This window comes from Streptomyces parvus, from assembly GCF_032121415.1.
In the GTDB taxonomy this organism is placed as follows: domain Bacteria; phylum Actinomycetota; class Actinomycetes; order Streptomycetales; family Streptomycetaceae; genus Streptomyces; species Streptomyces globisporus_A.
In genome coordinates, this window is sequence record NZ_CP135079.1 from 373,292 (window position 1) to 398,970 (window position 25,679).

At 72.3% G+C, this 25,679-nt stretch carries 28 protein-coding genes and 3 pseudogenes; 14 read left to right on the forward strand and 17 right to left on the reverse strand.

Translation table 11 applies throughout. The features are described 5' to 3' along the window. Positions 1-50: 50 nt before the first annotated feature. Positions 51-530 carry an SRPBCC family protein gene (locus tag RNL97_RS02595; RefSeq protein ID WP_030587290.1) on the forward strand — a complete coding sequence of 160 codons (480 nt, stop codon included), beginning with the start codon at positions 51-53 and terminating at the stop codon, positions 528-530. An 18-nt stretch (positions 531-548) separates the two neighbouring features. On the opposite strand, the gene cds1 is transcribed toward RNL97_RS02595, so the two are convergent. Further along, the gene (gene cds1 / locus RNL97_RS02600; RefSeq protein ID WP_313750309.1) at positions 549-1,682 is read right to left on the reverse strand and encodes an L-cysteine desulfhydrase Cds1; all 1,134 of its coding nucleotides are present in this window, start codon (positions 1,680-1,682) and stop codon (positions 549-551) included. 235 nt (positions 1,683-1,917) lie between these two features. On the opposite strand from cds1, the gene RNL97_RS02605 reads away from it, so the two are divergent. Together RNL97_RS02605 and RNL97_RS02610 are read left to right on the forward strand one after the other, a co-directional pair. Next, a complete protein-coding gene (locus tag RNL97_RS02605; RefSeq protein WP_006122602.1) occupies positions 1,918-2,235 on the forward strand; it encodes a hypothetical protein in 318 nt (105 codons plus the stop codon). Positions 2,236-2,561: 326 nt separating this feature from the next. Continuing rightward, positions 2,562-3,080 carry an ATP-binding protein gene (locus RNL97_RS02610; RefSeq protein WP_030587296.1) on the forward strand — a complete coding sequence of 173 codons (519 nt, stop codon included), beginning with the start codon at positions 2,562-2,564 and terminating at the stop codon, positions 3,078-3,080. 61 nt (positions 3,081-3,141) lie between these two features. Here RNL97_RS02610 and RNL97_RS02615 read toward each other — a convergent pair. Both RNL97_RS02615 and RNL97_RS02620 read right to left on the reverse strand, forming a co-directional pair. Continuing rightward, positions 3,142-3,276: pseudogene (locus RNL97_RS02615) on the reverse strand (SHOCT domain-containing protein); the annotation flags it as partial. 127 nt (positions 3,277-3,403) lie between these two features. Beyond that, the gene (locus RNL97_RS02620) at positions 3,404-4,618 is read right to left on the reverse strand and encodes an ROK family protein (RefSeq protein ID WP_030587299.1); all 1,215 of its coding nucleotides are present in this window, start codon (positions 4,616-4,618) and stop codon (positions 3,404-3,406) included. Positions 4,619-4,857: 239 nt separating this feature from the next. On the opposite strand from RNL97_RS02620, the gene RNL97_RS02625 reads away from it, so the two are divergent. Beyond that, positions 4,858-5,988, forward strand: coding sequence for an MFS transporter (locus RNL97_RS02625; protein WP_030587302.1), 1,131 nt, complete (start codon positions 4,858-4,860; stop codon positions 5,986-5,988). Position 5,989: 1 nt separating this feature from the next. On the opposite strand, the pseudogene RNL97_RS02630 reads toward RNL97_RS02625, so the two are convergent. Together RNL97_RS02630 and RNL97_RS02635 are read right to left on the reverse strand one after the other, a co-directional pair. Beyond that, positions 5,990-6,148, reverse strand: a pseudogene (locus RNL97_RS02630) (response regulator); the annotation flags it as partial. A 79-nt stretch (positions 6,149-6,227) separates the two neighbouring features. Beyond that, on the reverse strand, positions 6,228-6,947 hold the full coding sequence (locus tag RNL97_RS02635) for a TetR/AcrR family transcriptional regulator (RefSeq protein ID WP_030587304.1): 720 nt from the start codon (positions 6,945-6,947) through the stop codon (positions 6,228-6,230). A gap of 127 nt (positions 6,948-7,074) precedes the next feature. Here RNL97_RS02635 and RNL97_RS02640 point away from each other — a divergent pair, with 127 nt between their 5' ends. After that, on the forward strand, positions 7,075-7,530 hold the full coding sequence (locus RNL97_RS02640) for a nitroreductase family deazaflavin-dependent oxidoreductase (protein ID WP_030587307.1): 456 nt from the start codon (positions 7,075-7,077) through the stop codon (positions 7,528-7,530). Positions 7,531-7,585: 55 nt separating this feature from the next. Here RNL97_RS02640 and RNL97_RS02645 read toward each other — a convergent pair whose 3' ends face one another. Next, positions 7,586-8,800, reverse strand: a complete 1,215-nt coding sequence (locus RNL97_RS02645; protein ID WP_030587311.1) for a geranylgeranyl reductase family protein — start codon at positions 8,798-8,800, stop codon at positions 7,586-7,588. Positions 8,801-8,995: 195 nt separating this feature from the next. Between RNL97_RS02645 and RNL97_RS02650 the strand changes: the two genes are divergently transcribed. Further along, complete coding sequence (locus RNL97_RS02650) at positions 8,996-10,360, forward strand: dipeptidase (RefSeq protein WP_313750310.1); 1,365 nt, start codon at positions 8,996-8,998, stop codon at positions 10,358-10,360. A gap of 132 nt (positions 10,361-10,492) precedes the next feature. Continuing rightward, entirely contained in the window at positions 10,493-11,179 is a 687-nt protein-coding gene (locus tag RNL97_RS02655) for an MBL fold metallo-hydrolase (protein WP_313750311.1), read from the forward strand. 6 nt (positions 11,180-11,185) lie between these two features. Here the strand turns inward: RNL97_RS02655 and RNL97_RS02660 are convergent, their stop codons facing one another. Further along, the gene (locus tag RNL97_RS02660) at positions 11,186-12,223 is read right to left on the reverse strand and encodes an NUDIX hydrolase (protein ID WP_243316273.1); all 1,038 of its coding nucleotides are present in this window, start codon (positions 12,221-12,223) and stop codon (positions 11,186-11,188) included. Positions 12,224-12,594: 371 nt separating this feature from the next. Beyond that, positions 12,595-13,207: pseudogene (locus RNL97_RS02665) on the reverse strand (hypothetical protein); the annotation flags it as partial. 43 nt (positions 13,208-13,250) lie between these two features. Between RNL97_RS02665 and RNL97_RS02670 the strand changes: the two are divergent. The 3 genes from RNL97_RS02670 (at position 13,251) to RNL97_RS02680 (ending at position 14,890) form a co-directional block, all read left to right on the forward strand. Beyond that, a complete protein-coding gene (locus RNL97_RS02670) occupies positions 13,251-13,985 on the forward strand; it encodes a hypothetical protein (RefSeq protein ID WP_234313444.1) in 735 nt (244 codons plus the stop codon). A gap of 177 nt (positions 13,986-14,162) precedes the next feature. Further along, positions 14,163-14,729: an alpha/beta fold hydrolase gene (locus RNL97_RS02675; protein WP_313750312.1), complete on the forward strand. Its 567-nt coding sequence runs from the start codon at positions 14,163-14,165 to the stop codon at positions 14,727-14,729. After that, positions 14,726-14,890: a hypothetical protein gene (locus RNL97_RS02680; protein ID WP_313750313.1), complete on the forward strand. Its 165-nt coding sequence runs from the start codon at positions 14,726-14,728 to the stop codon at positions 14,888-14,890. The genes RNL97_RS02675 and RNL97_RS02680 overlap by 4 nt, the downstream gene beginning before the upstream one ends. A 163-nt stretch (positions 14,891-15,053) precedes the next feature. On the opposite strand, the gene RNL97_RS02685 is transcribed toward RNL97_RS02680, so the two are convergent. Then, positions 15,054-15,983, reverse strand: a complete 930-nt coding sequence (locus RNL97_RS02685; protein ID WP_030587332.1) for an ROK family protein — start codon at positions 15,981-15,983, stop codon at positions 15,054-15,056. A gap of 208 nt (positions 15,984-16,191) precedes the next feature. On the opposite strand from RNL97_RS02685, the gene RNL97_RS02690 reads away from it, so the two are divergent. After that, a complete protein-coding gene (locus tag RNL97_RS02690) occupies positions 16,192-17,220 on the forward strand; it encodes a LacI family DNA-binding transcriptional regulator (RefSeq protein ID WP_030587336.1) in 1,029 nt (342 codons plus the stop codon). Positions 17,221-17,326: 106 nt separating this feature from the next. On the opposite strand, the gene RNL97_RS02695 is transcribed toward RNL97_RS02690, so the two are convergent. Further along, positions 17,327-18,160 carry an alpha/beta fold hydrolase gene (locus tag RNL97_RS02695; protein WP_243313167.1) on the reverse strand — a complete coding sequence of 278 codons (834 nt, stop codon included), beginning with the start codon at positions 18,158-18,160 and terminating at the stop codon, positions 17,327-17,329. Between the two features lie 92 nt (positions 18,161-18,252). Here RNL97_RS02695 and RNL97_RS02700 point away from each other — a divergent pair, with 92 nt between their 5' ends. Beyond that, positions 18,253-18,804, forward strand: a complete 552-nt coding sequence (locus RNL97_RS02700; RefSeq protein ID WP_030587342.1) for a CGNR zinc finger domain-containing protein — start codon at positions 18,253-18,255, stop codon at positions 18,802-18,804. Positions 18,805-19,063: 259 nt separating this feature from the next. After that, positions 19,064-19,528, forward strand: coding sequence for an NHL repeat-containing protein (locus RNL97_RS02705; RefSeq protein ID WP_313750314.1), 465 nt, complete (start codon positions 19,064-19,066; stop codon positions 19,526-19,528). A 17-nt stretch (positions 19,529-19,545) separates the two neighbouring features. Here RNL97_RS02705 and RNL97_RS02710 read toward each other — a convergent pair whose 3' ends face one another. The 6 genes from RNL97_RS02710 to RNL97_RS02730 all read right to left on the reverse strand — a co-directional run bounded on the left by RNL97_RS02710 (position 19,546) and on the right by RNL97_RS02730 (position 24,061). Beyond that, positions 19,546-20,844, reverse strand: a complete 1,299-nt coding sequence (locus tag RNL97_RS02710; RefSeq protein ID WP_030587345.1) for a DUF6986 family protein — start codon at positions 20,842-20,844, stop codon at positions 19,546-19,548. A 170-nt stretch (positions 20,845-21,014) separates the two neighbouring features. Further along, positions 21,015-21,977, reverse strand: coding sequence for an electron transfer flavoprotein subunit alpha/FixB family protein (locus tag RNL97_RS02715; protein WP_030593797.1), 963 nt, complete (start codon positions 21,975-21,977; stop codon positions 21,015-21,017). A 69-nt stretch (positions 21,978-22,046) separates the two neighbouring features. Beyond that, complete coding sequence (locus tag RNL97_RS02720) at positions 22,047-22,832, reverse strand: electron transfer flavoprotein subunit beta/FixA family protein (protein WP_030593795.1); 786 nt, start codon at positions 22,830-22,832, stop codon at positions 22,047-22,049. 196 nt (positions 22,833-23,028) lie between these two features. Then, the gene (locus tag RNL97_RS02725; RefSeq protein WP_030581084.1) at positions 23,029-23,538 is read right to left on the reverse strand and encodes a flavin reductase family protein; all 510 of its coding nucleotides are present in this window, start codon (positions 23,536-23,538) and stop codon (positions 23,029-23,031) included. Between the two features lie 43 nt (positions 23,539-23,581). Beyond that, positions 23,582-23,662 (reverse strand): putative leader peptide, encoded by an 81-nt coding sequence (locus tag RNL97_RS33025; protein WP_351449023.1) that lies wholly within the window; start codon positions 23,660-23,662, stop codon positions 23,582-23,584. 72 nt (positions 23,663-23,734) lie between these two features. After that, positions 23,735-24,061 (reverse strand): TlpA family protein disulfide reductase, encoded by a 327-nt coding sequence (locus RNL97_RS02730; RefSeq protein WP_030581081.1) that lies wholly within the window; start codon positions 24,059-24,061, stop codon positions 23,735-23,737. A 230-nt stretch (positions 24,062-24,291) separates the two neighbouring features. On the opposite strand from RNL97_RS02730, the gene RNL97_RS02735 reads away from it, so the two are divergent. After that, positions 24,292-25,014, forward strand: a complete 723-nt coding sequence (locus tag RNL97_RS02735; protein WP_030581078.1) for a lysophospholipid acyltransferase family protein — start codon at positions 24,292-24,294, stop codon at positions 25,012-25,014. 58 nt (positions 25,015-25,072) lie between these two features. On the opposite strand, the gene RNL97_RS02740 is transcribed toward RNL97_RS02735, so the two are convergent. Further along, on the reverse strand, positions 25,073-25,669 hold the full coding sequence (locus RNL97_RS02740; protein ID WP_313750315.1) for a transglutaminase-like domain-containing protein: 597 nt from the start codon (positions 25,667-25,669) through the stop codon (positions 25,073-25,075). Positions 25,670-25,679 lie beyond the last annotated feature (10 nt).

Sequence of the window (25,679 nt, forward strand, 5' to 3'; positions counted from 1 at the left end):
GGTGTGCGCTCCACAGGCCCAACACCGCGGACCGCCGGGAGGTGCACGGGATGGCACGCCGACTCCGTACCGTGGGCAGGGAATTCACCGACTCGGCGCCGATGCGGCTGGTGTTCGCCGCCGAGGTGTCCGCGCCGCCGGACGTGGTGTACCGCGCGCTCGCCGACGATGTCGCGTCCTGGCCGTCCTGGTTCACCGCCGTCACCCGGGCCACGTCCACCGACACGGGCGCGGGCCGGGAGGTGCGGCTGCGGGGCGGGATCCGTTTCCGCGAGACGATCGTCATCTCCGAGCCGGGCAGCTGCTACGCCTACCGGGCCGACGAGACCAACGCACCTGGTCTGCGGGCCCTGCTGGAGGAGTGGCGGCTCACTCCGGAGGGGTATGGCACCCGGGTGCAGTGGACCTTCGCGGCCGACGGGACGGGGCTGTTCCGCCTGGTGCTGAGCCTGGGCCGGGCCGGGGTGGGCCGGTCCTTCCGGGGTGCCGTGCGCCGCCTGGACACGCGGCTGGCGACGACGACGCCCTGAGCGGACCGGGTGCGGCCGTCAGCAGGGCCAGGCGCCGGTGGCGAGGAAGTCGTCGATGACGGCGGCGTAGGGAGAGATGTCCAGGCCCTGTTCCTCCAGCCAGGAGTCGGAGTAGTACTTGTCCAGGTAGCGGTCGCCCGGGTCGCACAGCAGCGTGACGACGCTGCCCTGCTCGCCGTGTGCCACCATCTCGGCGATCAGCTTGAACGCGCTCCACAGTCCGGTGCCCGTGGAGCCGCCCGCCTTGCGGCCGATGGCCCGCTCCAGGGCGCGGACGGCGGCGACGCTGGCGGCGTCGGGCACCTTCATCATCCGGTCGATGGCGCCGGGCACGAAGCTGGGTTCCATGCGGGGGCGGCCGATGCCCTCGATCCGCGAGCCGCGGTCGCTGGTGGCGTGCGGGTCGTGGTGGGTCCAGCCGTCGAAGAAGCAGGAGTTCTCCGGGTCGGGCACGCAGATGCGGGTGTCGTGCTGGAGGTAGTGGACGTAGCGGGCGATGGTCGCCGAGGTGCCGCCGGTCCCGGCGGTGGCGACGATCCAGGCGGGTTCCGGGTAGCGCTCGAGCCGCAGCTGCTGGTAGATCGACTCCGCGATGTTGTTGTTGCCGCGCCAGTCGGTGGCGCGCTCCGCGTAGGTGAACTGGTCCATGTAGTGCCCGCCGGTCTCGGCGGCGAGCGCCGCGGACTGTTCGTACATGGTGCGCGAGTCGTCCACGAAGTGGCACTGCCCACCGTGGAATTCGATGAGGCGGCACTTCTCCGGGCTGGTGGTGCGCGGCATCACGGCGATGAACGGGACGCCGATCAGCTTGGCGAAGTACGCCTCCGACACCGCGGTCGAACCGCTGGACGCCTCGATGACCGGCTTGCCCGGCCGGATCCAGCCGTTGCAGAGCCCGTACAGGAAGAGCGAGCGGGCCAGGCGGTGCTTGAGGCTGCCGGTGGGGTGCGTGGACTCGTCCTTGAGGTACAGGTCGATGCCCCACGCCTCGGGCAGCGGGAAGCGCAGCAGATGGGTGTCGGCGGAGCGGTTCGCGTCGGCCTGGACCTTGCGGACGGCCTCCTTCAGCCAGGACCGGTACTCCGGGTCGCTGCGGTCGACGTCCACGGTCGCCCTGGCCCCGCTCCCGGCTGCGTGTTCACTGGTCTCCATGGGCCTGCTCCTGTTGGTCGTCGATCCGGTGCTCGCGCCTCCCACGATATGCACCCCACCTGCACAAACAGTCACTTTGATGGCCCATAGCGCTGCCTTTGACCGCTGCGCGCGGGGCGGTTGTGACGGGCGGTGCGGGCGGCCGTGCCGCGGGCTTCCGGGCCCTCTGGCGGTCCGGCCCGCGTCCGGGCACACTGCAACAGCAGGAGTGGCGACGAAGGGGGGCGCATCCGCGATGGCGGACGTCGAGTTCAGTGCGTCGGGGGTCAGGATCGAGCGGTTCACCAGGTCGCTGACCAGGGCCGGTCAGGTGGTGGTGAAGGACGGCCGGCTGTCGCTCCTCACGAGCAACGGGCGGGAGATCGACAGCGCCCCGGTGGGCACCGTCAGCGCCCGTAAGTGGTGGTTCATCGCGGCGGATTCCGTCATCGCCCGGGTGAACGGGGTGCGCTACCGGTTGACGATGGGGCAGCGCAACCGCAGACGCGACGGGGCGGCTCCGCTGCGGCGTTTCCTGGAGACGCTGCGCAGTGCGCGCGGCCGCCGGGACTGAGCCGGCTGTACGTTCACGGCGGGCCGACTGACGAGCCCGCCGGTACGGGCGTCGGCGAGCCGGCTTCCGGGCCTGCCGGTCCGCGCACGGCGACCGATTCCCGGGCCGTCGGGCTCCGCCGCGAGTTGCGGAGCCACAGCCCCTGGGCCACGCTGGATCCACGTCACTGAAGGTGCACCCTCGGTGACAGAGCGATCCGCTCCACGGACCGGGTCGCGCGACACGAGCAGACACGACAAGAGCAGAGCGGATTCGGCAGTCAGTCGTCCGCCGGACCCGTTCGTGTCTCTTCTCTTCTTCCGGACCTATTTCGGGGAGTCGCAGCCGTGATCAGCGAGCCAAGCAGGCACTGCACGGTGGAGCTCCAGGCCCTGCCGTCGCGGATCGGTCAAGTCCGCAGAATCATCTCGGCGCAACTGCGCTACTGGCATCTCGATCCTCTGATCGACCAGGCGGCCCTGGGCGTCACCGAGCTTCTCACCAACGTTCACCGGCACGCACAGCCGGACAAGTCATGCACCGTCGACATCGAGCTGCTGCTCGACCGTCTGACGGTCTCCGTCCACGACCACGATCCGCGCCTGCCCACGGTCAACGAGGCGGATTCGTTCGCCACGTCGGGCCGCGGCCTGGCGCTGATCGCCGCCGTCAGCGAGAGCTGGGGCGTGCGGCCGATCGGCTCGGCCGGGAAGGCCGTCTGGTTCACCCTGCCGGCGGTCACCGGCGCCTCGACCCTGCCGCCGCTCGCGGTCTACGGGTCGATGACCGACGGGCCGTTCGGGTCCGTGACCATCACCCCCGACGACATCGCGGCCGTGCCCGCCCGGTCGGCCGTCGTCGGCTGACGCAGGCGGTCCCGCCCGGTCGGCCGGCGCAGGCCCACCGGGCGGCACCGGGGCGACGGTGTCACGCCGGGCCGCCGCCCGCGGTCCGGCCGAACTGCTCGTCCGGCACGGACAGTCGGCGCCAGTACTCGTCCTCGTCGATCTCCCCCGCGGCGAACCGACGGCCGAGCAGCGCGATCGGCGAGGACGGGCCGGGGGCGCCGCTTTCGAGCCTGCCGGGACGAGGTGCTCCGGGGCGTCGTACGCGAGGCGGCCGTGGGAGTACTGCGGCGCGAGCAGCGAAAGTCCCGCGCTTCCCCGAGCGATGACCGCCCGGCAGCCGCTCAGGCCAGCGCGGCGAGCGGGTCGTCGAGGACCGGCTGCCAGGCCAGTTCGGCGGCGCCCACCAGGCTGTTGTGGGCCAGGGTGCACGGCAGGATCGGCACGCTGCCGCTGCGCCCCCACAGGCTCCGGTCGGCGACGACGGCGCGCAGCCGCTCGGGGTCCGCCTCCAGCAGGTCGCGGTGGAGCCCGCCGAGGATGATGCGGTCGGGGTTGAGGATGTTGACCAGTCCGGCGAGCCCCAGGCCCAGGCGGTCGATCAGCGCCTCGGCGGCCTGCCGAACCGCCGGGTCGCCGTACTCCGTGCGGAGCAGGTTCCCGGCCTGCTTGAGGAGGGACTCCTCGGGGCCGGGTTCGCGGCGGGCGGTGGTGAGGAAGGCCAGCGGGTCGGTCTCCACGTCGAGGCAGCCGCGCCCGCCGCAGTGACAGGGCCGGCCCTCAGGGTTGACCGTGAGATGGCCCACCTCCAGGGCGAGGCCGGAACTCCCGCTGTGCAGGCGGCCGTCGAGCACGAGGGCACCCCCGACGCCCCGGTGTCCGGTGGCCACGCACAGGAGGTGCTGGGCGCCCCGGCCCGCGCCGTGCCGGTGCTCGGCCAGCGCGGTGAGGTTGACGTCGTTGCCGGTGAACGCGGGTCCGGTGATGCCCGCCCGGCGTACGCAGGCGGCGAAGATGTCCCGGACCGGGGAGCCCGCGGGCCAGGCGATGTGCAGCGGGTTGAGGGCGGTCCCTTCCGGTTCGGCGACCGCCGACGGCACGGCGAGTCCGGCGCCGACGCAGCGCAGCCCGCTCGCGCGGAGCAGTTCGGCTCCCGCTTCCACGACTTCGCCGAGCACCTGCGCGGGGTCGGCCATCACCGCGACACAGCCCGGCGATGTGGCGACGATCCGGCCGCCGAGCCCGACGAGCGCGGCCCGGAAGCCGTCGGCGTGCACCTGGGCGGCGAGGACGACGGGGCCGGTCTCCAGGACGGACAGCCGGTGCGAGGGGCGGCCCTGGGACCCGGCCGCCGAACCGGGGCTGGAGTCGACCCGGATCAGCCCGAGCGCCTCCAGTTCCGCGGCGACCGCCCCGGCGGTGGCGCGGGTGACGCCGAGTTCGGAGGTGAGGACGGCCCGGGTGGGGGCGCGTCCGGTGTGGACCAGTTCCAGTGCGGGCCCCAGCGCGCTGCGGCCCCTCTCCAACTTGGTCCGGGTGGTGGTCGCCTTGCCGTTCATGGGGGCGAGTCTCCCATGATCCGGAGGCTTCCCGGACGCCCAGGGCCGGTCCGGGGATCCCGTTCCGCCACGGCCGTGCACCCGGAGCACAGGGGGGTGCAGCGGTGTTGCGTCCGTCGCGGGAGCGCCCCTATGCTGAGTTTGTGCCGCAACTAAACAAACTGCGGACGGCCCTACCCGGGGGACCCGGCGGAGACACCGCCCCACCCGCGTCGGCCCGCCTCCGTACCGCGCTGACCGTGTTCTTCGCCCTCGACGGGTTCCTCTTCGCCGGCTGGGTGGTCCGTATCCCGGCCATCAAGCAGCAGACCGGAGCCTCCGCCTCCACCCTCGGCCTCGCCCTGCTCGGCGTCTCCGCCGGTGCGGTGATCACCATGATGCTCACCGGACGGCTCTGCCGCCGCTACGGCAGCCATGCCGTCACCGTGGCCTGCGGCGTCCTGCTCCCCCTGAGCATCGCCCTGCCCGCCCAGACCCACTCCGCGCTCTCCCTCGGCCTCGTGCTGCTGGTGTTCGGGGCCGCGTACGGCGGGATGAACGTGGCGATGAACAGCGCCGCCGTCGATCTCGTCGCCGACCTGCGCCGACCGGTGATGCCGAGCTTCCACGCGGCGTTCAGCCTCGGCGGGATGGTCGGCGCCGGGCTCGGCGGCCTGGTCGCGGGTGGTCTCTCCGCCTCCACCCATCTGTTCCTCCTGGCCGGGACCGGCCTGCTGGTCACCGCGTTCGCCGGGCCCTCCCTGCTCCGCCACCGCCCGGCCCCCGCCGCCGTGGAGGCCGCCGGCCCGCGCGAGCCGAAGCAGCGGCTGTCACCCCGGGCCCGCCGGATCGTGGTGCTCTTCGGCGTGATCGCCCTGTGCACGGCGTACGGGGAAGGGGCCCTCGCGGACTGGGGCGCGCTCCACCTGGAACAGGACCTGGGCGCGCACCCCGGGCTCGCCGCCGCCGGATACGCTCTGTTCGCCCTGACGATGACGGCGGGCCGGCTGACCGGGACCCTGCTCCTGGAACGGCTCGGCCAGACCCGCACGCTGGTCCTCGGCGGGGCGACGGCCGCGGCAGGGATGCTGCTGGGTTCGCTGGCGCCGACCGCATGGCTCGCCCTGGCCGGCTTCGCGGTGACCGGGCTCGGCCTCGCCAACATCTTCCCCGTCGCCGTGGGGCGCGCGGGCGAACTGGCCGGTTCCAGCGGCGTCGCCGCCGCCTCGACGCTCGGCTACGGCGGAATGCTGCTCGGCCCGCCCGCGATCGGCTTCCTCGCCGACTGGTTCTCGCTGCCGGTGGCGCTGACCACGGTCGCCCTGCTGGCCGCGGCGGCGGCCGCTCTGGGCTACGCGGCCCGCAACGCCACGACGGGTGCGCCCGTCTGAGGTCGCCGGTGATCCGCCGGGCGGCGGCCAGTCCGTCCAGGCTGGGCATGCGGGTGTCCATCAGCACGATGTCGGGGCGCAGTTCGCGCACCAGGCGGACGGCCGCCCCGCTGTCGGCGGCCTCCCCGGCGACCTCGATGTCGGGCTGCGCGTCCAGCAGGGCGCAAAAGCCCCGCCCGTACCAGCACGGCCTGGAAGCCCGGGGAGGGGCGGTGCCCGGTCAGGCAGCGCCCGGCCCGTCAGACCGCAGCGGCGTCGCGCAGGCCCACCGAGCGGGCCAGCTCACCGGCGGCCTGCCGGAACAGCTGCTCGCGTTCCTCGACGACCCGGTTGAACTGGCCGAACAGCTCGAAGGAGATCAGGCCGAACAGCTGCGCCCAGGCGGCGACCAGAGCGGCCACGGACTCGGGCGGGACGCCCTCGGCGAATTCGGCGGCCATCCGCTCCGCGTCGGGGCGCAGCGCGTCGGCGAGCGGCGGCAGGGTGAGGTCGCCGGCCCGGAACGCGCCACGGACGATGTCGATGAAGACCAGGCCCACGCGCGCCGCGGGCCCCACCGTGTCCATCGGGGCGATGTAGCCGGGGACGGGCGAGCCGTAGATCAGGGCGTACTCATGAGGGTGGGCGAGCGCCCATTCCCGTACGGCACAGGCGACGGCGACCCAGCGCTCGGCGGGCGGCACCGCCCGCGTCCGCTCCCCCGCCGCCTGTTCCGCCACCGCTTGCTCCGCGGCCGCGCCGATCGCGTCGAACGCGTCGACGATCAGCGCGGTCAGCAGGTCGTCGCGGCTGGGGAAGTAACGGTAGAGCGCGGAGGAGACCATGCCCAGCTCGCGGGCGACGGCCCGCAGCGAGAGCTTAGGCGCGCCCTCCTCGGCGAGCTGCTTCCTGGCCTCGTCCTTGATGGCCGCGGTCACTTCGATACGGGCGCGTTCCCTGGCCCCTCGGATGGTGCTCATGCGGTCAGTCTGCCATGCGAGCGGAGCAGCGACCATGAACGAGAGCAGTGCTCTTGCTTTGGATCACCCTTCCGTGCACACTGATCTCAAGCGAGAGCACCGCTCTCCCCATAGTCCGGGAGTCATCATGTCGCAGCAGCCCTACTACCTCCGGGCGAGCGCCACCGCCAACCGCTTCAACAAGGTCGTCGGCCGGCTGGCCCGGCACGGGCTCAGCCTGATGGGCTCCGCCGAGCTGTCGGTGCGCGGGCGCAAGAGCGGCCAGATGCAGCGCGTCCCGGTCAACACGCACACCTTCGAGGGCGACCGGTACCTGGTCTCGGCGCGCGGCCACTCGCAGTGGGTGCGCAACATGCGCGTGGCGGGCGGCGGGGAGCTGCGGCTGGGGCGCGAGATCAGCCGCTTCACCGCCGTGGAGATCCCCGACGACGCGGAGAAGGCCCGGATCATCCGGGCCTATCTGGAGCGGTGGGGCTGGGAGGTCAACCAGTACTTCCAGGGGATCACGGCGAAGTCCACGGACGCCGAACTGCTGGCCGCCTCACCGGACCACCCGGTCTTCCGTATCACCGTCGAAGCATGACCGCGCCCCCGTGGCCGTGCGGGCAACGGGGGCGCGGTCGCGACGGGTGGGGCCGCTAGCGGTCCATCGCGTGGAGCGCCCGCTGCGCCAGCGGGTGCGTACGGACGAGCTCGGCCAGCGACGTCGTCCCCCGGGTGATTCCGGCGAACGACTTCCAGGCCGGGCGGAACCCGGTCAGCACCGCGTGCAGCAGGCCCGGCCGGCGCTCGAACAGCTTGAGCATGCGGCGGCCGACGCCCATCTCCACACCGAGACCGGCCTTGATGGCGAAGGCGTAGTTGAGGGCCTGGCGCCGGGCGTCCACCGCGTCGTTCGCCTCGGCGATCCTGACCGCCCACTCCCCCGCGAGCCGGCCCGAGCGCAGCGCGAAGGAGATGCCCTCGCGGGTCCACGGCTCCAGCAGTCCGGCCGCGTCTCCGCAGACCACGACCCGGCCGCGGGAGAGCGGCGAGTCGTCGCTGCGGCAGCGGGTGAGATGGCCCGAGGAGATGGCGGGCTCGAACCCGGCGAGGCCGAGGCGGGCGATGAAGTCCTCCAGATACCGCTTGGTGCCCGCGCCGTCGCCGCGCGCCGAGATGACGCCCACGGTGAGGGTCTCGCCCTTGGGGAAGACCCAGCCGTAGCTTCCCGGCATCGGGCCCCAGTCGATGAGGACCCGGCCCGCCCAGTCCTCCGCGACGGTGGCCGGAACGGGGATCTCCGCCTCCAGGCCGAGGTCGACCTGATCGAGCTTCACCCCGACATGGGCTCCTATCCGGCCAGCACTGCCGTCCGCGCCGACGACCGCCCGCGCGAGCACGGTCTCGCCACCGGCCAGCACCACGGCGACCGTTCGCCGGTCGGGCACGGCGGGACCGTGCTGCTCGACCCGCACCACCGATGCGCCCGTGCGCAGTTCGGCCCCGGCCTTCTGCGCCTCCTCGACCAGCCCGGCGTCGAACTCGGGGCGGTTGATGAGCCCGAAGAGCATGCGCCGGGAGCGGCGGGTGCGGGCCAGCTTGCCGTTGAGCGAGAAGGTGACCGCGTGGATACGGTCCTTCAGGGGCAGTTCGAACCCGGGCGGCAGGGCGTCCCGGGAGAAGCCGATGATGCCCCCGCCGCAGGTCTTGTAGCGCGGCAGTTCCGCCTTCTCCAGCAGCAGGACCCTCCGGCCCGCCACGGCTGCCGCGTACGCCGCCGATGCCCCGGCCGGTCCGGCGCCGACCACGACGACATCCCACACCAACGACTCTTCCGGCTCGCGTCCGGCGTCTGCGTTCTCGCTGCTCACGATGTGCTTCTGCTCCTGATCCGACCAGTGGCCCCAAGCTGCTCACGGCATCCTACGGCGCGCTACGGGCCGGCCCTCCTGTGGGAGGATCGGCCATGATTTCGTCGTACATGCGTCGTCGCACGCACGGCGTCGCACACGGTCGCGTACACACCGCGCCCTACCCCTAACGTCGCACCCACGAGGAGCGTGCCCATGACCGCCCGTCCGATTCCCGAGACCGTCGCCTCGCTGATGCCCCGTGCCCGGGAGGAGCTGGCCGAACTGGTGGCGTTCCAGTCGGTGGCGGACCCGGCGGTGTTCCCGAGGAGCGAGTGCGAGGGCGCGGCCAACTGGGTCGCCGACGCGCTGCGCGCCGAGGGGTTCACGGACGTCGCCCTCCTGGACACCCCCGACGGGACGCAGTCCGTCTACGGCCATCTGCCGGGGCCGGCCGGGGCGCCGACCGTGCTGCTCTACGCCCACTACGACGTGCAGCCGCCGCTGGACGAGTCGGCGTGGATCTCTCCGCCGTTCGAGCTGACCGAGCGCGACGGGCGCTGGTACGGGCGGGGCGCGGCCGACTGCAAGGGCGGGTTCATCATGCACCTGCTCGCGCTGCGCGCCCTCAAGGCGGACGGCGGCGTCCCGGTCTCGGTGAAGGTGATCGCCGAGGGCTCCGAGGAGCAGGGTACCGGCGGCCTGGAACGGTACGCGGAGGCACACCCGGAGCTGCTCCGCGCGGACACGATCGTCATCGGGGACACCGGCAACTTCCGGGTCGGGCTGCCGACGGTGACGGCGACGCTGCGCGGGATGACCATGCTGCGCGTGCAGTTGGACACCCTCGAAGGGAACCTGCACTCGGGGCAGTTCGGCGGCGCGGCCCCGGACGCGCTGGCCGCGATGATCCAGCTGCTGGCCTCGCTGCGCGCGGAGGACGGGACGACCACGGTCGACGGTCTGACCGGTGACGCCGACTGGGACGGCATCCAGTACCCGGAGGCGGAGTTCCGGCAGGACGCCAAGGTGCTGGACGGGGTTGAGCTGATCGGCACGGGCACGGTCGCGGACCGCATCTGGGCCCGTCCCGCGGTCACCGTCATCGGCATCGACTGCCCGCCGGTGGTCGGCGCGACCCCGTCCGTGCAGGCGAGCGCCCGGGCCCAGATCAGTCTGCGGGTGCCGCCGGGCCACGACGCGGCCGAGGCGACGAAGCTGCTCACCGCCCACCTGGAGTCGCGGGCCCCCTGGGGAGCGCGCGTGAAGGTGGAACAGGTGGGCCAGGGCCAGCCGTTCCGGGCCGACATGAGCAGCCCGGCGTACACGGCGATGGCCGAAGCGATGCGGGACGCCTACCCGGGCCAGGAGATGCAGTCCTCCGGCATGGGCGGCTCCATCCCGCTGTGCAACACCCTCGCGGCCCTCTACCCGGAGGCGGAGATCCTGCTGATCGGGCTGAGCGAGCCCGAGGCGCAGATCCACGCGGTGAACGAGAGCGTGTCGCCCGAGGAGCTGGAGCGGATGTCGGTCGCCGAGGCGCTGTTCCTGCGCAACTACGCGGAGTCGAAGAAGGTCTGATCCCGGTGGGCGGGCCCCGGCGTCTCCGGCCCCCGGGGCCCGCAACGGCATTCGGAAGGGCTTCGCCGTCGGCGAAGTCGCCCGGAGCGTAGATCCGTGCGGCGCAGGTCCGCCCCTGCGTACGTTCGCCGTATGGATCTCGTCGAGGTACTCCCCCAGTTGCACATGTTCCGCTTCCGGATCGGTCAGGCGTATCTCTGGCGCGACGGGGCGGACCTGACGTTGATCGACGCGGGCGACATCGAGTCGGCCCCCGCGATCGAGGACGCGGTCCGGGCACTCGGCCACGACCCGGCCCGGATCCGCCGCATCCTCATCACCCACGGCCACCGCGACCACTACGGGGCCGCGCGGGAGCTGGCGGACCGGCACGGCGCCGAGATCCTCGCCCACGCCCGGGACGCCCCGGTGATCCGGGGCGAGCGCCCGGTACCGGAGCCGGACCTGCTGGACTGGGAACGGCCGCTGTACGCCCATGGGTTGACGTGCCCCGAGGCCCCGCCCACCCGGGTCCACCGCGAGTTGACCGGCGGCGAGGTGCTGCCGTTCGGGGACGGGGCGCGGGTGGTCCACGCCCCCGGTCACACCCCGGGCTCCATCGCGCTCCATCTGCCGCGCCACGGCGTGCTGTTCACCGGGGACGCCGTCGCCTCCGTGGAGCGGGTGATGCTCGGCGTGTTCAACGTGGACCGCGCCGGGGCGGCCGCCACGTTCCGGCGACTGGCCGCGCTCGCGCCCCGAACCGTCTGCTTCGGCCATGGCGACCCGCTCACCGAGGACGCCGCCGCGGTGATGGAGGCGGCGGCGAACGGCGGATGAGCCCGCTCAGCCCACCGGCACCCCCGCCTCCAGATTGAGCACCGTCTTCCGCTCGCGCGCCCGCAGGGCCCAGCGCAGCCGCTCGTACCGGGTGGGCGGCAGCATCCCCGCGGCCTCCTCCTCGGTGACGAAGCGCCAGCCGCGCAGCTCGGAGCCCGGCAGCAGCAGCCTGCCGGCGTCCTCGGAGCGGAGCAGGCCGCCGTCGAAGAGGAAGCGCAGCCCGCCGTAGCCGGGCGGGCGGGGCGACTCCCAGTCGACGAGCAGCAGGGTGGGCACCCGGTCGAGGCTGAGGCCTATCTCCTCGGCGACCTCACGGATCCCGGCCTGCGCGGGCGCCTCCCCCGCCTCCACGACCCCGCCGGGGAACTCCCACCCCGGTTTGTACGTGGGGTCGACGAGCAAGACCCGGTCCTGCTCGTCGAAGAGCAGGACCCCGGCGGCCACCGTCTCGCCGGTCGGCTCGGGGCTCTGCACGATGGGGCACGGCGGCGCGCTCCCGGTGCGCACGGCGTCCGCGATCCGCTCGGCGGTCTCCCGGGGAGTGAGGGCGCTGTTGTCGACCACATGCGCGTCCTCGGCGATCCAGCCGAGGGCGTCGCGGTAGGGGCCGATGTGCTCGTACGCCCACCGGCGCGCCCGGTCGTTCTGCTCGTCGTCGCCGGGAGACTCCTCGCGGCCCGCGATTCGGCTGCGCAGGATCGTTTCCTCAGGTGAGAGCGCCACATGCCGGACCGGGATGCGCCGGGAGGCGAGCCCGCCGAAGATCTCGTCGCGGTACTCCTGCCGCAGCAGTGTCATCGGCACCACCAGCACCCCGGGCACCTCGGCGAGCAGCGCCGCCGCCGTGTCCACCACGAGCCGCCGCCAGATCGGCAGGTCCTGGAAGTCGGCGACCTCGGCGAGCCGCTTCTGCGGCAGCAGGGCGCGCAGTTCCGCGCCGGTGACCTCCGGGTCGTACAGCGTGCTGTTCGGAATCAGATCGATCAGTTCGCCGGCGACGCTGGTCTTGCCCGCGCCGAACGCACCGTTGATCCAAACAACAATCACTAGTACTCCAGGGTGGGAAGGCCGCTCAACAGCGGCGGAGTGGATGTCGCGGGATCGTCCGGGAGACGGGTGGAAAGGCGGTGACCACAGCCCGCTCCCCCTTCCGTCTCCCACACCTCCTGGAGATACCCAACGATCCGCTCCTCCATTGCGATCGTCACCTCGCTGTACGTACCCTCCACACCGGGCAGCTCATGCCGGCCGAGGCCGAGGCGAGCCGGGGAGTGGCCGCGTCCGGGTCGGCGTCGAGGACCTGCGTGGTCAAGGCGCCGGACACCTCGCGGGAAGCGGCTGCCTCCCGCCGGAACCCGGGGACGGCCGCCCGGCGGCCCGGTTCGCTCCGTGCGTGTCCCCTGCGGGACGGCCGTTCAGTCGCGCCACCACGGCTCGCGCACATAGAGGCTCTCCTCGCCCCCCCCCGCACCGTTGGGGGCTTCCTCCGTGTCCAGGTTCCAGTCCACGACGCCGTTTCCCTTGCGGCCGAGCTCCATCAGGCGGTTGCTCCCGGTCCGTGTGCCGTCGGTGACCTGGCGGCGGACGATCGAGGTCCACGCCTGCCCGTCCAGCGCGGCGACGAAGGCCAGCACGGGAGTGCGAGGGTCGTCAGACCCAGGGCCGCCCCCTGCTCCAGGGCTGCCACCCGACGCAGCCCTGGCGACGGCCGATAGCCGCCGTCGCCGTGTGATCCGGCAGTCGCCCGTCGGCCGGCGGGGTGTCCGTGCGGGCGCCGTCTGCCGGTGCGGTACTCCACCACGAAGCCCTTGCGCAGCGCGTAGGCGGCGATTCCGGCGCCCAGCCCCCACCAGGGGCCGAAGAAGCACGCGACCACCACCCCCATCGCGACCGGGTTGACGAAGGTCAGCGCCACCCGCTGGAGCGCCCGGAGAAGGCCGCCCCCCAGCGGAACCGCGACGCGAAGAGGGAGAAGACGACACGGGAGACGACGACAGCCGGCACGGAGGCGAGAAGCGGATCGGGTATCGACCGCGTACAGGACGCCCTGCTCGCAGCGGGCGTGGCGCTGGTGTTCAGTCAGTTGCTCTTCCCGCCGCACCCGCTCGCACTGCTGAGACGGGCCGAGACCGCCACGCTGAAGGGGCTGGGCCATGCACTGGAGTTGACGGCACGGGCGCTGGAGGAGTCGTCGGAGGAGCGGGAAGCCCAGCAGTGGGAGGAGGCGCGCCCCCTCTACTCCCTGCTGAACGATCTCGGCGGAACACGGAGCGACGCCATCGCCGTTGCCCGGCGTACGCCCCGCTGGCGGGGCCGGCGGGAACCCGTCCTCCAGGAGATCGCGGCCACGAGGTACCTGGACCTGCTCGGCAACAGCTGCCTCACCCTCATCCGCGGTGCCGCAGCTCTCGACACGGTGCACAGACAGACACTCGCCCCCACGGTACGGGGGCTGTCCGGGGTCCTGGAAGCACTGGCGACCGCTCCCGGAAGCCATGCCGTGTTCAGGCACGCCATCCGCCGGACCCTCGGCATCGTCCGGGGAGCTCCGGACACAGGTCCGGCCCTCCCGGTCGCGGTGTGGGAGAGCGTACGGCTGGTCGCCGCGGACATCCTGGTCTTCGCGGGCGCCGACGCGAACGAGGCCGAACGGGCGGTGCGCGACGGATCCTTGGACATCACCATCACAGCCCGGTCGAATCCACGGCGGCAGCCGGCCCGGCCGCGGCGCCGGAGGTGGCGCGGGCGACGAGGCCACGGCCGTTCGGCGCACGAGGTTCAGAATTCGATGCCGCGGGACCGATGATTTTCCGGCCGGTCCGCCGTCCCCTCTGCGTCAGAGGCACGGCACCTCCATGTGAAGCGGAGAGCACTACATGTCAGCAACTCGCCAGTCGGCGGTCACCGTGAAGTCGACGGTTGTCTCGAGCGACGGAACCCCATCGCGTCTGAGCGGTCCGGCAGCGGGCCCGCGGTGATCCTGGTGTCCTCGGCGCTGGCCGACCGCTCCGACACCAAGAAGCTCGCCGGCCTCCTCGCCCCGTACTTCACCGTCGTCAACTATGGCCGCCGCGGCCGGGGTCCCGGCGGCAACAACGCCGGCTACACGGTGCGGCACGAGATCGATGACATCGCGGCGCTGATCGAGCATGCGGGCGGTGCTGCCTCGGTGTTCGGCAGTTCGGCCGGTGCGGTACTCGCCCTGCGCGCCGCGGCGGCCGGCCTCAACATCCAGCGGCTCGCGCTCTACGAGCCGCCCTTCGCCGTCGCCCCCGGCGACTTCGGACCGCCGCAGGACTTCGCACGGCACATCGACGCTCTGATCGCCGAGGACCGGCGCGGCGAGGCGGTCAAGGCTTTCATGACCAAGGCCCAGGGCATGCCCTCGTTCATGGTCGGATCGATGCGACTGATGCCCGGAGTGCGGTCGAACCTCAAGGCAATGGCCCATACCCTGCCCTACGACATCCGGTCATGGGCGACACCCAGCAAGGCAGCCCCCTCGCAGCCGAGATGTGGGCGCCCGCGACCGCGCCGACCCTTGTCATGACCGGCTCGAAGAGTCCGGACAGCTTCCGGAGGGCCGCGCGAGCGGTCACGGAGGCGCTGCCCGACGCCGACCACCACGCGCTCCAGAGCCTCGATCATGGAGCGGTGGTCACGGCGCCCAAGAAGCTCGCGCCGAAGCTCATCGAGTTCTTTCAGGGCTGAGCTTTTCTTTGATCCTCTGGCTTCGATCGGCACCCGAACCTGATCACCCGGGCGACGCAGAACGGGCCGCCCGGCCGCCACCGTGTGAACGCGGTACGCGGCCAATCGATCCAGGAGGCGCCCGGCCTGACGAACGGGCGCCTCCTGGAAGCCGTCGCGGCCCCTAGCGCAGGGCGATGGCCGCCGCCGCGGCCCCGACCAGGCCCGCGTCGTTGCCCATCACGGCGGGTGCCACCGTCAGCCGGCGGAGGTAGGAGAGCGTGGCGTACTCGCGCAGGCTGCGGCGCAGCGGTACGAAGAGGACGTCACCGGCCCCGGCCACTCCCCCGCCGACCACCGCGATGTCGAGGTCCGCCAAGGTCGCGGTGGCGGCGATACCGGCGGCCAGCGCCTGGGCCGCGCGCTCGTAGGAGGCGATGGCGACCGGGTCCCCGGCGCGGGCGGCGACGGCCACCGCGGCGGCCGTCGCGTCGCCGTCCGGGCCGGGCCGCCAGCCGTTCTCCAGGGCGCGGCGGGCGATGTTGGGGCCGCTGGCGATGCCCTCGACGCAGCCGCGCGCACCGCAGGGGCACGGGTCGCCGTCCAGGTCGACGCTGATGTGGCCGATGTGCCCGGCGTTGCCCGAGGGGCCGGGGCGCAGGGTGCCGCCGAGGACGAGCCCGCCGCCCACGCCCGTCGACACGACGAGGCAGAGCGCGTTGTCGTAGCCCCGGGCGGCGCCGAGCCAGTGCTCGGCGGCCGTCATCGCGACCCCGTCGCCCACCAGCGCGACCGACAGCCCGCCCGCCGTCTTGTGCACCCGCTCCACCAGCGGGAAATCCCGCCAGCCGGGGACGTTGACCGGGCTGACCGTGCCGGCGGCGGCGTCCACCGGACCGGCGCTGCCGATTCCGACGGAACCGGCCCTGCCCCACAGCGGCGAGGCCATCAGCTCGCCCAGCACCTCGTCCACCGCCCCCATGACCGCCTCGGCGCCCTGCCGGGCGGGCGTCGGCCGCTGCGCCCGTCCGAGGAGGGATCCGTCGCCGTCCACCAGCGCTCCGGCGATCTTGGTGCCGCCGATGTCGAGCGCGGCGACGAGGTCGGTATGCATCGGTGTGGGCTCTCCGGATCGGTGAAGGGGCGGGACCTGCGGGTTCCGTCCATAGTCTGCACAGTCTCCATTCTGTTGACAACGTTGTCCAGGGCCTATGCTCGACGCCACGGCCTTCGAGTACCCCCGCGGCGCCCCGTCCCGGCCCCGCTCGGCCCCGGCCGGAGCACCGCAAGCCCCGCCCGTATCCGACGACAGGACAGCGCACGTGGACCGGACCGCCCGTCATTCCGAGACCCGTTACGGCAACCGGCCGACCATGAAGGACGTGGCGGCCCGGGCCGGAGTCGGCCTGAAGACGGTCTCCCGGGTGGTGAACAGCGAGCCCGGCGTCACGCCCGACACCGAGCGCCGCGTGCAGGAGGCGATCGACGCGCTGGGCTTCCGCCGCAACGACAGCGCCCGGGTGCTGCGCAAGGGGCGTACGGCGTCCATCGGACTGGTCCTGGAGGATCTGGCGGACCCGTTCTACGGTCCGCTGAGCCGCGCGGTGGAGGAAGTCGCCCGCGCGCACGGCGCGTTGCTGATCAACGGTTCCAGCGCCGAGGACCCGGAGCGGGAGCAGGAGCTGGTGCTGGCGCTGTGCGCCCGCCGCGTCGACGGTCTGATCGTGATCCCGGCAGGCGACGACCACCGCTATCTGGAGCCGGAGATCAAGGCGGGCATCGCCACGGTCTTCGTGGACCGCCCGGCGGGCCATGTGGACGTCGACATGGTGCTCTCCGACAGCTTCGGCGGGGCCAGGGAGGGCGTGGCGCACCTCATCGCGCACGGTCACCGCAGGATCGGGTTCATCGGTGACCAGCCGCGGATCCACACGGCCACCGAGCGTCTGCGCGGCTATCACGCCGCCATGCGGGACGCCGGCATCACCGTCGAGGACGGCTGGGTCTCCCTCGGCTCCACCGAGCCGGAGCGGGTGCGGGCCGCGGCCGAGGGGATGCTGAGCGGGCCCGAACCGGTCACCGCCCTGTTCGCGGGCAACAACCGGGTGACGGTGACGGCGGTGCGGGTGATCGCGGAGCGGGAGCGGCCGGTGGCGCTGGTCGGGTTCGACGACATCGAGCTGGCCGACCTGCTCGGCATCACCGTGATCTCGCAGGACGCGGCAGCGGTCGGCAGGACCGCCGCCGAGCACCTCTTCCGCCGCCTCGACGGGGCCGACCACGCCCCGGCGCGGGTCGAGCTGCCCACGAGGCTGATCCCGCGCGGCTCGGGCGAACTGCCGCCCGCCTGAGCCGGATCGGGCCCCCGCGCGGAACTCCCGGGTCAGCAGCGCCAAGAGCCGCGCGGGGCCGGAGACCCGCCGCCCCGGAAGGCCTCGAACCCCGGGACACTCGCCGTCAGGCCCGGGCGGCGACCGGCCGGAACTCCCGGGTGAGCAGCGCCAGGAGCCGCGCGGGCGCGTCCTCGGGGGTCGCGTGGCCCGCGCCCTCCAGCCAGTGCAGCTCGGAGTGCGGGATCAGCGCGTGCAACTGCTCGGCGAAGGGCGGCGGCAGGAAGCCGTCCTCGCGGCCCCAGATGATCCGGGTGGGTACCGGTACGGACCCCAGCAGGTGCTGGAACTCGTCGGTGGCCGCCTGCTCCAGCTGTCCGTACTGGCGGTAGTACGCGGCCCTGCCCTCTTCACCGCGCCACGGGTCGAGATGGGCGGCCAGGACGTCCGGCCGGTAGCCGGGGTGGCTCGCGAACCGCAGATGACTCTCGGCCAGCGCCTCGTGCGCGTAGACGGGCAGTTGCTCGAAGAGGCGGGCGTTCTCCCGTACCAGCCTGAACAGCCCGGTCCCCCAGTCGCCGCAGCCCACCGCGTCGACCAGGGTGAGATCGGCGTACCGGGCCCCTTCCAGCAGCAGCGCCCGCAGCGCCACGGCCCCGCCGATGTCGTGGGCGATCACCCTCGGGTTCTCCAGCCCCCAGTGATCCAGCAGCCCGGTGAACACCCGCGTGTGCGCGGCCAGCCGGAGATCCTGCCCCGCGCGCTGCTCCGACTGCCCGAAGCCGAGCAGGTCGAAGACGTAGACCTGGTGGTCCTGGGCGAGCGCCGGTGCGATCTCGCGCCAGATGCGCGACGAGAACGGGGTGCCGTGGAGCAGGACGACCGGGTCGCCCTTCCCCAGCACGTCCCAGCGGACCGTCCCGTCCGGGGTCTCGAACGTCCTGGTCAGATTGCCGTTCATGACACGCCTCCTGATGTCGGGTGCAGAATCCTGCCGGACTTCGACGTTACCAGAGCGGTCCACTTGTCGGTAACGTTGGTAGAGTGGGGATCATGCGACGGAACCCGGCACCCGTGGAACTCGAACCGGTCGAGGCGTTCTGCAACACGGCGACCTTTCTCCACGGGGAGGACGAGCTCGCCCGGCCCGGGACGGCGGGCGGATGGCTGCGGGCGCACGGGTATCCGGAAGCGGTCGCCCCGGCCGAGCTGGCGGCGCTCACGGAGGCCCGGGAGACCGTACGGGCCTTCCTGGTGGAGCGGACCTCCCCCGAGGCCCTCGACGCCCTCAACCGGCTGATCCACTCCGTGGCGGGCCCCCCGGCCGTGCGCCCGGACGGCACACTCGCCCTGCGCCCGGCCGACGACGGGCCGCCGGCGGCGGAGATCGTCCGCACGGTGCTCGAAGCCCTGCTGCGCGACGGCCTGACCGGGCGTCACGCGACGCGGCTCAAGGCCTGCGCGGCGCCGGAATGCCGCTGGGTGTTCTACGACCGGGCGCCGTCGTCGAACGGCCTGTGGTGCGACATGGACGTGTGCGGCGCCCGGCACAAGATGCGGGCCTACCGCGCCCGTGGCGGCGCCACCGCACGCCGGGACGGCTGAGGGACAGCGTGACCATGACCGGGCCCCGCCGCCGGACGGCAGCCGCAGCACGGTGTGTTGTCGCTGGTGGTCGGAGATGCACAGGGACGCCACGCCATGCGCCGGGGGCACCCGTCCGCCGCGCCAGGCGCGGTCCCGGGTGCGGCAGGGCGACCGGCGCTGCGCACAGCAGCAGCGCCGCGGCCATCGCCGCGAGCCGCCAACGCGGCCGCCTGCGCCCCTGCTTCGACGCTGAAGGAATCGACGGGGTCCGGCGAAGGTGCTCGCAGACGGCAGCGGCCAGGTCACCGTCCACACCACCGGACTGCCCCACCCCAACGGGCTCGCCCTGGACAAGGCGGGGAGCCTCTTCATGGCGGGACTTCGCCAACGACCGCGTGGTGAGGGCCCCCGCCGACGGCGGCCCGCAGACGACCGTGCCCACGACCGGTCTGTCCCGGCCGACCAGCCTGACGTTCGTCCGAGGAGGGGACCGGTTCGTCTCCCACAGCGGCAACGACCGGGTGGGGCGGTTGGCGGCGGACGGCAGCGGACCGTCCCGGCGATCGGGCTCAACTCCCCGTACGGCCTGGTCTTCGACCCGGCGGGCGCGCTGCACATCGCGGACTTCGACAACAGCCGGGTGGTGAAGCTGCCGGTGCGCGGCGGCCGGCGGACGGTGCCGGTCGCGGGCCTGCGCACCCCGGCGGGACTGGCCACCTCCTCGGGGCGCGAAAGCTACTGACGCTTCTCCTCACGGCTTCAAGGAGCGGTGACCGTGAGGTCGCCCCGGCGCGGCGAGGCGAAGGCGTCCAGGTCCGCGCGGGTCAGGCCGGTCAGCCGGGCGACCTCGGCGGTGTCCAGCGCGCCGCAGTCGATGCCGCGCAGCAGATAGCCGCTGAGGGCCTTGGCGGTGGCGGGTTCGTCCATGACGTCACCGCCGGCCTTGGCCACGTAGGCGGCGAGACGCGCGGCGGCGGGCTCCAGGCCCTCCCGGTAGAAGGCGTACACGGCCGCGTAGCGCGTCGGCAGGTGGCCGGGGTGCATGTCCCAGCCCTGGTAGTAGGCGCGGGCCAGGGCACGGCGGGTGAGGCCGTAGTGGAGCCTCCAGGCCTCGTGGACCTGAGCGGTCGGGCCCACGGGCAGGACGTTGGTGGAACCGTCGGAGACGCGTACGCCGGTGCCCGCGGCCGCGACCTGCATGACGGCCTTGGCGTGGTCGGCGGCGGGGTGGTCGCCGGCCTGGTAGGCGGCGCTGACCCCGACGCAGGCGCTGTAGTCGAAGGTGCCGTAGTGCAGCCCGGTCGCCCGGCCCTGCGCGGCGTCGATCATGCGGGCGACGGCGGCGGTCCCGTCGGCGGCGAGGATGGACTGGCTGGTCTCGATCTGGATCTCGAAGCCGATCCGTCCGGCGTCGAGGCCGTGGGCCTTCTCGAAGGCTTCGAGGAGCTGGACGAAGGCGGTGACCTGCTCGGGGTACGTGACCTTCGGAAGGGTCAGCACGAGCCCTTCGGGGAGCCCGCCCGCCTCCATCAGGCCGGTGAGGAACACGTCCGTGGTGCGGATGCCCCGGTCGCGGACACCGGCCTCCATGCACTTCATCCGGATGCCCGCGTACGGGGCGGCAGTGCCGTTCGCGTACGCCTCGGAGACCAGGCGCGCGGCCCGGGCCGCGGCCTCGTCCTCCTCCGCGTCCGGGCGGGGGCCGTAGCCGTCCTCGAAGTCGATGCGCAGGTCCTCGACGGGCTCGCGCCCCAGCTTGGCGCGTACGCGGTCGTGGACCGGGCCCGCCAGCTCCTCGGGGATGCCGAGGACGGCGGCGAACGAAGCGGCGTCGGGGGCGTGTTCGTCGAGGGCGGCCAGCGCCCGGTCGCCCCAGGAGCGCAGGGTGCCGGGCTCGAAGACGTCACCGGGTACGTAGACGGTGTGCACGGGCTGGCGGGTGCCGGGGTCTCCTGGGTAGCGGCGGGCGAGTTCCGCGTCGACCGCCGTGAGGGAGGCACTGATCTCCTCGCTGACCGCACCGGCGAGGCTCGTTGCCACCTTCTCCTGCTGACCCATGACCGCACCCTCCACACTCTCGCTGTTTCCGCTTCCCGGAATCAACAATCCGTATAGTGAAGTTATAAGGCCGCTCGACCCGCGTCAATGGTCGCCCGGAACGGCACCGGGCCGCGCGGTGGGGTTCACCGTGCGGCCCGGGCGGGGTGGAGCGGGGTGGTGCTGGGGGATCAGCCCTTGCGGGTGTTGATCTCCTCGGTGAGCTGGGGAACGACCGTGAAGAGGTCACCGATCACGCCGTAGTCGACGAGTTCGAAGATCGGGGCCTCGGCGTCCTTGTTGATCGCGACGATCGTCTTCGAGGTCTGCATCCCCGCCCGGTGCTGGATCGCACCGGAGATACCCGAGGCGATGTACAGCTGCGGCGAGACGGACTTGCCCGTCTGCCCGACCTGCGAGGTGTGCGGGTACCAGCCCGCGTCCACCGCCGCACGCGACGCGCCCACCGCGGCACCCAGCGAGTCCGCGAGCGCCTCGATCAGCGGGAAGTTCTCCGCGCCGTTGACGCCACGGCCACCCGAGACCACGATCGCCGCCTCGGTCAGCTCCGGGCGCCCGGTCGACTCCCGCGCCGTCCGCGAGACCACCTTCGTGCCCGTCGAACCCTCACCGAACGAGACCGCCAGGGCCTCGACCGCACCCGCGGCGGCGGCCGGCTCGACCGGAGCGGAGTTCGGCTTCACCGTGATCACCGGAACACCCCTGGAAACCCGGGACTTGGTGGTGTAGGAAGCGGCGAACACCGCCTGCGTCGCCACCGGACCCCCGTCCCCGGCCTCCAGATCAGTGGCATCGGTGATGATCCCGGAACCGATCCGCAGCGCGAGACGCGCGGCGACCTCCTTGCCCTCCGCCGAGGACACCACCAGCACCGCCGCCGGCGACACCGCCTCGAACGCCGCCTGCAGCGCGTCGACCTTCGGCACCACCAGATAGTCCGCGAACTCCGGAGCGTCGGAGACCAGCACCTTCACCGCACCGTGCTCACCCAGCACACCAGCAGTCGCCTCGGCACCCGCACCCAGGGCCACGGCCACCGGGTCACCGATCCGACGCGCCAGCGTCAGCAGCTCCAGCGTGGGCTTACGGACCGCACCATCCACATGATCGACCAGAACCAGAACTTCAGCCATGACAACGCACTCCAGACAGACGAGAGAAGAGAAGGAGGGGAAGGGAGAGCAAGGACTACGCGTGCGGGATCAGATGAACTTCTGGCCCGCGAGGAACTCGGCGAGCTGCTTCGCGCCCTCACCCTCGTCCTTCACGATCGTGCCCGCCGTACGCGCCGGACGCTCGGTCGCCGAATCGACCGCCGTCCACGCACCCGCCAGACCCACCTCGCCCGCCTCCAGCTCCAGATCCTCCAGATCCAAAGACTCCACCGGCTTCTTCTTCGCCGCCATGATCCCCTTGAACGAGGGGTAACGCGCCTCACCGGACTGGTCGGTCACCGACACCACCGCCGGCAGCGACGCCTCAAGCCGCTCGGTCGCCGTGTCACCGTCACGCCGCCCGGTCACCACACCCTCGTTCACCGACACCTCGGACAGCAGCGTCACCTGCGGCACACCCAACCGCTCCGCCAGCAGCGCCGGCAGCACACCCATCACCCCGTCCGTCGAGGCCATACCACAGATCACCAGGTCGTAACCGGTCTTCTCGACCGCCCTCGCCAGCACCAGCGACGTACCCATCACATCCGTGCCGTGCAGATCGTCGTCCTCGACGTGAACCGCCCTGTCCGCACCCATCGACAACGCCTTGCGCAACGCGTCCCTGGCATCCTCCGGACCCACCGTCACCACGGTGATCTCCGCATCGTCCGCCCCGTCCGCGATCTGCAACGCCTGCTCGACCGCGTACTCGTCCAGCTCCGACAGCAGACCGTCGACATCCTCACGGTCCAACGTCAGGTCATCGGCGAAACGCCGGTCACCGGTCGCGTCGGGCACGTACTTCACACAGACAACGATCCTCAAGCTCACGCCGGCTCTCCTACTGCATCGTCATTTCCGGGCTGCCTTGTTGCACGCAGCATAGGCGCCTTGTCGGGCCGGATCCGGTCAGGACGACCGAGGCTCCGAGGCCGATATTACTCGCCAGTACACCCAGACTGTTACCCCTGAGCAAGCGCACCGCACTGTGACCTTGCCAACGCGGCAGAGCCGTGCGTGCGTGGGCTCAGTCTCGCAGAGCCGTGAACCGTCCCTGGTGATAGACCAGCGGGCGACCGGTCCCCGAGGGCGAGCCTGCCACGGCTTCGGCGATGACGATGCGGTGGTCCCCCGCCGGAACGCGGGACACGACCCGGCAGACCAGCCAGGCGGACACGTCCGCCAGGAGCGGAACGCCTTCGGGGCCGCTGCTCCAGTCGGTCGACGGGCCGAAGCGGTCGGCTCCGCTGCGGGCGAAGGTCGCGGCCAGTTCCTGCTGGTGCTCGCCGAGTATGTGGACGCCGACGTACGCGGCCCCGGACAGCACGGGCCAGCTGGAGGACGACGTGCCGATGCCGAAGGAGATCAGCGGGGGTTCGGCGGCGACGGAGGTCAGCGAGGTGGCGGTGAAGCCGACCGGGCGCTCCCCGGCGGCGGTGATCACGGCGACGCCCGCGGCGTGGCGGCGGAAGACGGAGCGGAAGAGTTCGGGCGTGGCGGCCGTCGGTGCGGAGGCGAGATCGGGCGTTGCCGTCATGGACGTGTCCTTCTGCGGGAGTGGCATACGGGTCCGTGGGTGCTCAGACACCCGGACAGCGCGCGCTCGCGTAGCGTGCGAGGTCCACATGGACCCGGCCGTGAAGAAGGAGTTCTGGCGGCATAACGTCAGACTGACGATGCGTGGTGCGTGCAGTCAAGCGGGTTCCGGAATGTGGGAGATGCGTCACGGTCCGTCATATGGCGTGCCCCAGCGCCGCGACGACGTCGACCGTGCGGGGCTGGCCGGATGCCCGGCGGACCACCTCGCCCTGCGCGTCGAGCACCAGGACGGTCGGCGTTTTCGTGATGTCCAGTTCCCGCACGAGCGTGAGATGAGCCTCGGCGTCGATCTCGATGTGGGCGACCCCGTCGACCATCCCGGCCACCTCGGTGAGCGTGCGTCGGGTGGCCCGGCACGGCTGGCAGAAGGCGCTGGAGAACTGGACGAGCGTGGCGCGCTCCCCCAGCTCCGCGCCGAGTCGGGCTGCGTCGAGTCGCTGTCCGCGGGTCCGGCGGTCCACCTGGTGCCTCCTGATCAGAGCTCTTCGTACGGGCTCAGCACCGACTGCCGCCCCGGCATTCCCACAGCGTGCGGGTCACACGCACGTGACGAGAATCTCGCGGTCCACGTCCGCCGGGACTGGCCAGCGGCTCGCGCATGGGGCACCATCGCCACAATGCCGAAAACCTACGGCTGCGTAACTTCCGCCGGGAGAACCCTCCCGAGCCACTGAAGAAGGGTCTTCCCCAGATGGCAGAACTCGTCTATCGACCGGTCATCGGCGCCGCTCGCACCATGTTCAAGGCGCTCGACCTGAAGATCGACACTCAGGGTTCGGAGCACATCCCGAAGACCGGTGGTGCGGTGCTGGTCAGCAATCACATCAGCTATCTCGACTTCATCTTCACCGGCCTCGGCGCTCTTCCGCAGAAGCGGCTCGTCCGGTTCATGGCGAAGGAATCGGTCTTCCGGCACAAGATCTCCGGTCCGCTGATGCGGGGAATGAAGCACATCCCCGTCGACCGCAACCAGGGCGAGGACGCGTACGCCCACGCGCTCCGGTCGCTGCGTTCCGGTGAGATCATCGGCGTGTTCCCCGAGGCCACCATCTCCCAGTCCTTCACGCTGAAGAGCTTCAAGTCGGGCGCCGCGCGCCTGGCCCAGGAGGCCGGGGTCCCGCTGATCCCGATGGCGCTCTGGGGCACGCAGCGGATCTGGACGAAGGGCCGGCCGCGCAACTTCAAGCGCAGCCACATCCCGATCACCATCCGGGTCGGCGAGCCCGTGGAGGCGCCCGCCGACCAGTACGCGGGCGCCATCACCCGGCGGCTGCGGGAGCGGGTCCAGGAGCTGCTGGAGGCGGCGCAGCGGGCCTACCCGGTGCGCCCGAAGGACGCGAGCGACACCTGGTGGGTGCCGGCCCACCTCGGCGGTACGGCCCCGACCCCCGCCGAGGTGCGCGAGCTGGGCTGACCGGCCCCTCTCCCGCCTCTTCCCTCCCGAGCCCCCGGTGAGCACGTACGCCGGGGGCTCAGAGGTGTGTGGGAAGGGTCCGCAGGAGTTCCGTGCGGTCCCGGGCGCTCCTCAGCGTGTGGAGGATCTCCGGTGGCGGTGCGGCGTACACGGCCGGGTAGTCCACCTCCCCGAGGTGCTCGCGTACCGTCCACGCCAGCCGCTCCTCCTCCAGCGAGAACTGCGCGTCGATGCCCGGTCTGTTGCCCCGGGGGTCCACCCGCGCCCAGTGGTCGTGTCCGGGCAGGCGGAGCGCGACCAGGCCGTGGACCACGGGGTTGCCCCCGTCGTCGTCGGCGAGGCGCTGGTAGCAGAGGCCGGCCGGGATGCCGTGGGCGCGGAGCAGCGCGGTCAGCGCGATGGACTTGGCGTAGCAGATGCCGTTGCGGGTGGCGAGGACGTCGGAGGCGCGCCAGGTGACGCGTGGATCGCCGGAGTCCGCGGAGTGCGGGACGGTGTCGCGTACGTATGTGAAGGCGGTTCGGGCGTATGTGTATGCGTCGTCGGCCTCGCGCGCCAGGTCGGCCGCCACCTCCCGCACCCGGGGGTGTTCATGGTCGATGGCTTCGTCGGCGGCCAGATAGGCGGTGTCCGGGGACTGCTGGATCAGGTGCATGGTCCCGGAG

Excerpts from the sequence above, each read along its gene's own strand:
- RNL97_RS02655 (WP_313750311.1), top strand. The coding sequence starts at position 10,493 with ATGGATCTCGTCGAGGTACTCCCCCAGTTGCACATGTTCCGCTTCCGG.
- RNL97_RS02680 (WP_313750313.1), top strand. The coding sequence starts at position 14,726 with ATGACCGGCTCGAAGAGTCCGGACAGCTTCCGGAGGGCCGCGCGAGCG.
- RNL97_RS02650 (WP_313750310.1), top strand. The coding sequence starts at position 8,996 with ATGACCGCCCGTCCGATTCCCGAGACCGTCGCCTCGCTGATGCCCCGT.
- RNL97_RS02605 (WP_006122602.1), top strand. The coding sequence starts at position 1,918 with ATGGCGGACGTCGAGTTCAGTGCGTCGGGGGTCAGGATCGAGCGGTTC.
- RNL97_RS02635 (WP_030587304.1), bottom strand. The coding sequence starts at position 6,947 with ATGAGCACCATCCGAGGGGCCAGGGAACGCGCCCGTATCGAAGTGACC.
- RNL97_RS02695 (WP_243313167.1), bottom strand. The coding sequence starts at position 18,160 with ATGAACGGCAATCTGACCAGGACGTTCGAGACCCCGGACGGGACGGTC.
- RNL97_RS33025 (WP_351449023.1), bottom strand. The coding sequence starts at position 23,662 with ATGCCGCCAGAACTCCTTCTTCACGGCCGGGTCCATGTGGACCTCGCA.
- RNL97_RS02685 (WP_030587332.1), bottom strand. The coding sequence starts at position 15,983 with ATGCATACCGACCTCGTCGCCGCGCTCGACATCGGCGGCACCAAGATC.
- RNL97_RS02700 (WP_030587342.1), top strand. The coding sequence starts at position 18,253 with ATGCGACGGAACCCGGCACCCGTGGAACTCGAACCGGTCGAGGCGTTC.
- RNL97_RS02715 (WP_030593797.1), bottom strand. The coding sequence starts at position 21,977 with ATGGCTGAAGTTCTGGTTCTGGTCGATCATGTGGATGGTGCGGTCCGT.
- RNL97_RS02740 (WP_313750315.1), bottom strand. The coding sequence starts at position 25,669 with ATGCACCTGATCCAGCAGTCCCCGGACACCGCCTATCTGGCCGCCGAC.
- cds1 (WP_313750309.1), bottom strand. The coding sequence starts at position 1,682 with ATGGAGACCAGTGAACACGCAGCCGGGAGCGGGGCCAGGGCGACCGTG.
- RNL97_RS02640 (WP_030587307.1), top strand. The coding sequence starts at position 7,075 with ATGTCGCAGCAGCCCTACTACCTCCGGGCGAGCGCCACCGCCAACCGC.
- RNL97_RS02710 (WP_030587345.1), bottom strand. The coding sequence starts at position 20,844 with ATGGGTCAGCAGGAGAAGGTGGCAACGAGCCTCGCCGGTGCGGTCAGC.
- RNL97_RS02595 (WP_030587290.1), top strand. The coding sequence starts at position 51 with ATGGCACGCCGACTCCGTACCGTGGGCAGGGAATTCACCGACTCGGCG.
- RNL97_RS02735 (WP_030581078.1), top strand. The coding sequence starts at position 24,292 with ATGGCAGAACTCGTCTATCGACCGGTCATCGGCGCCGCTCGCACCATG.
- RNL97_RS02725 (WP_030581084.1), bottom strand. The coding sequence starts at position 23,538 with ATGACGGCAACGCCCGATCTCGCCTCCGCACCGACGGCCGCCACGCCC.
- RNL97_RS02620 (WP_030587299.1), bottom strand. The coding sequence starts at position 4,618 with ATGAACGGCAAGGCGACCACCACCCGGACCAAGTTGGAGAGGGGCCGC.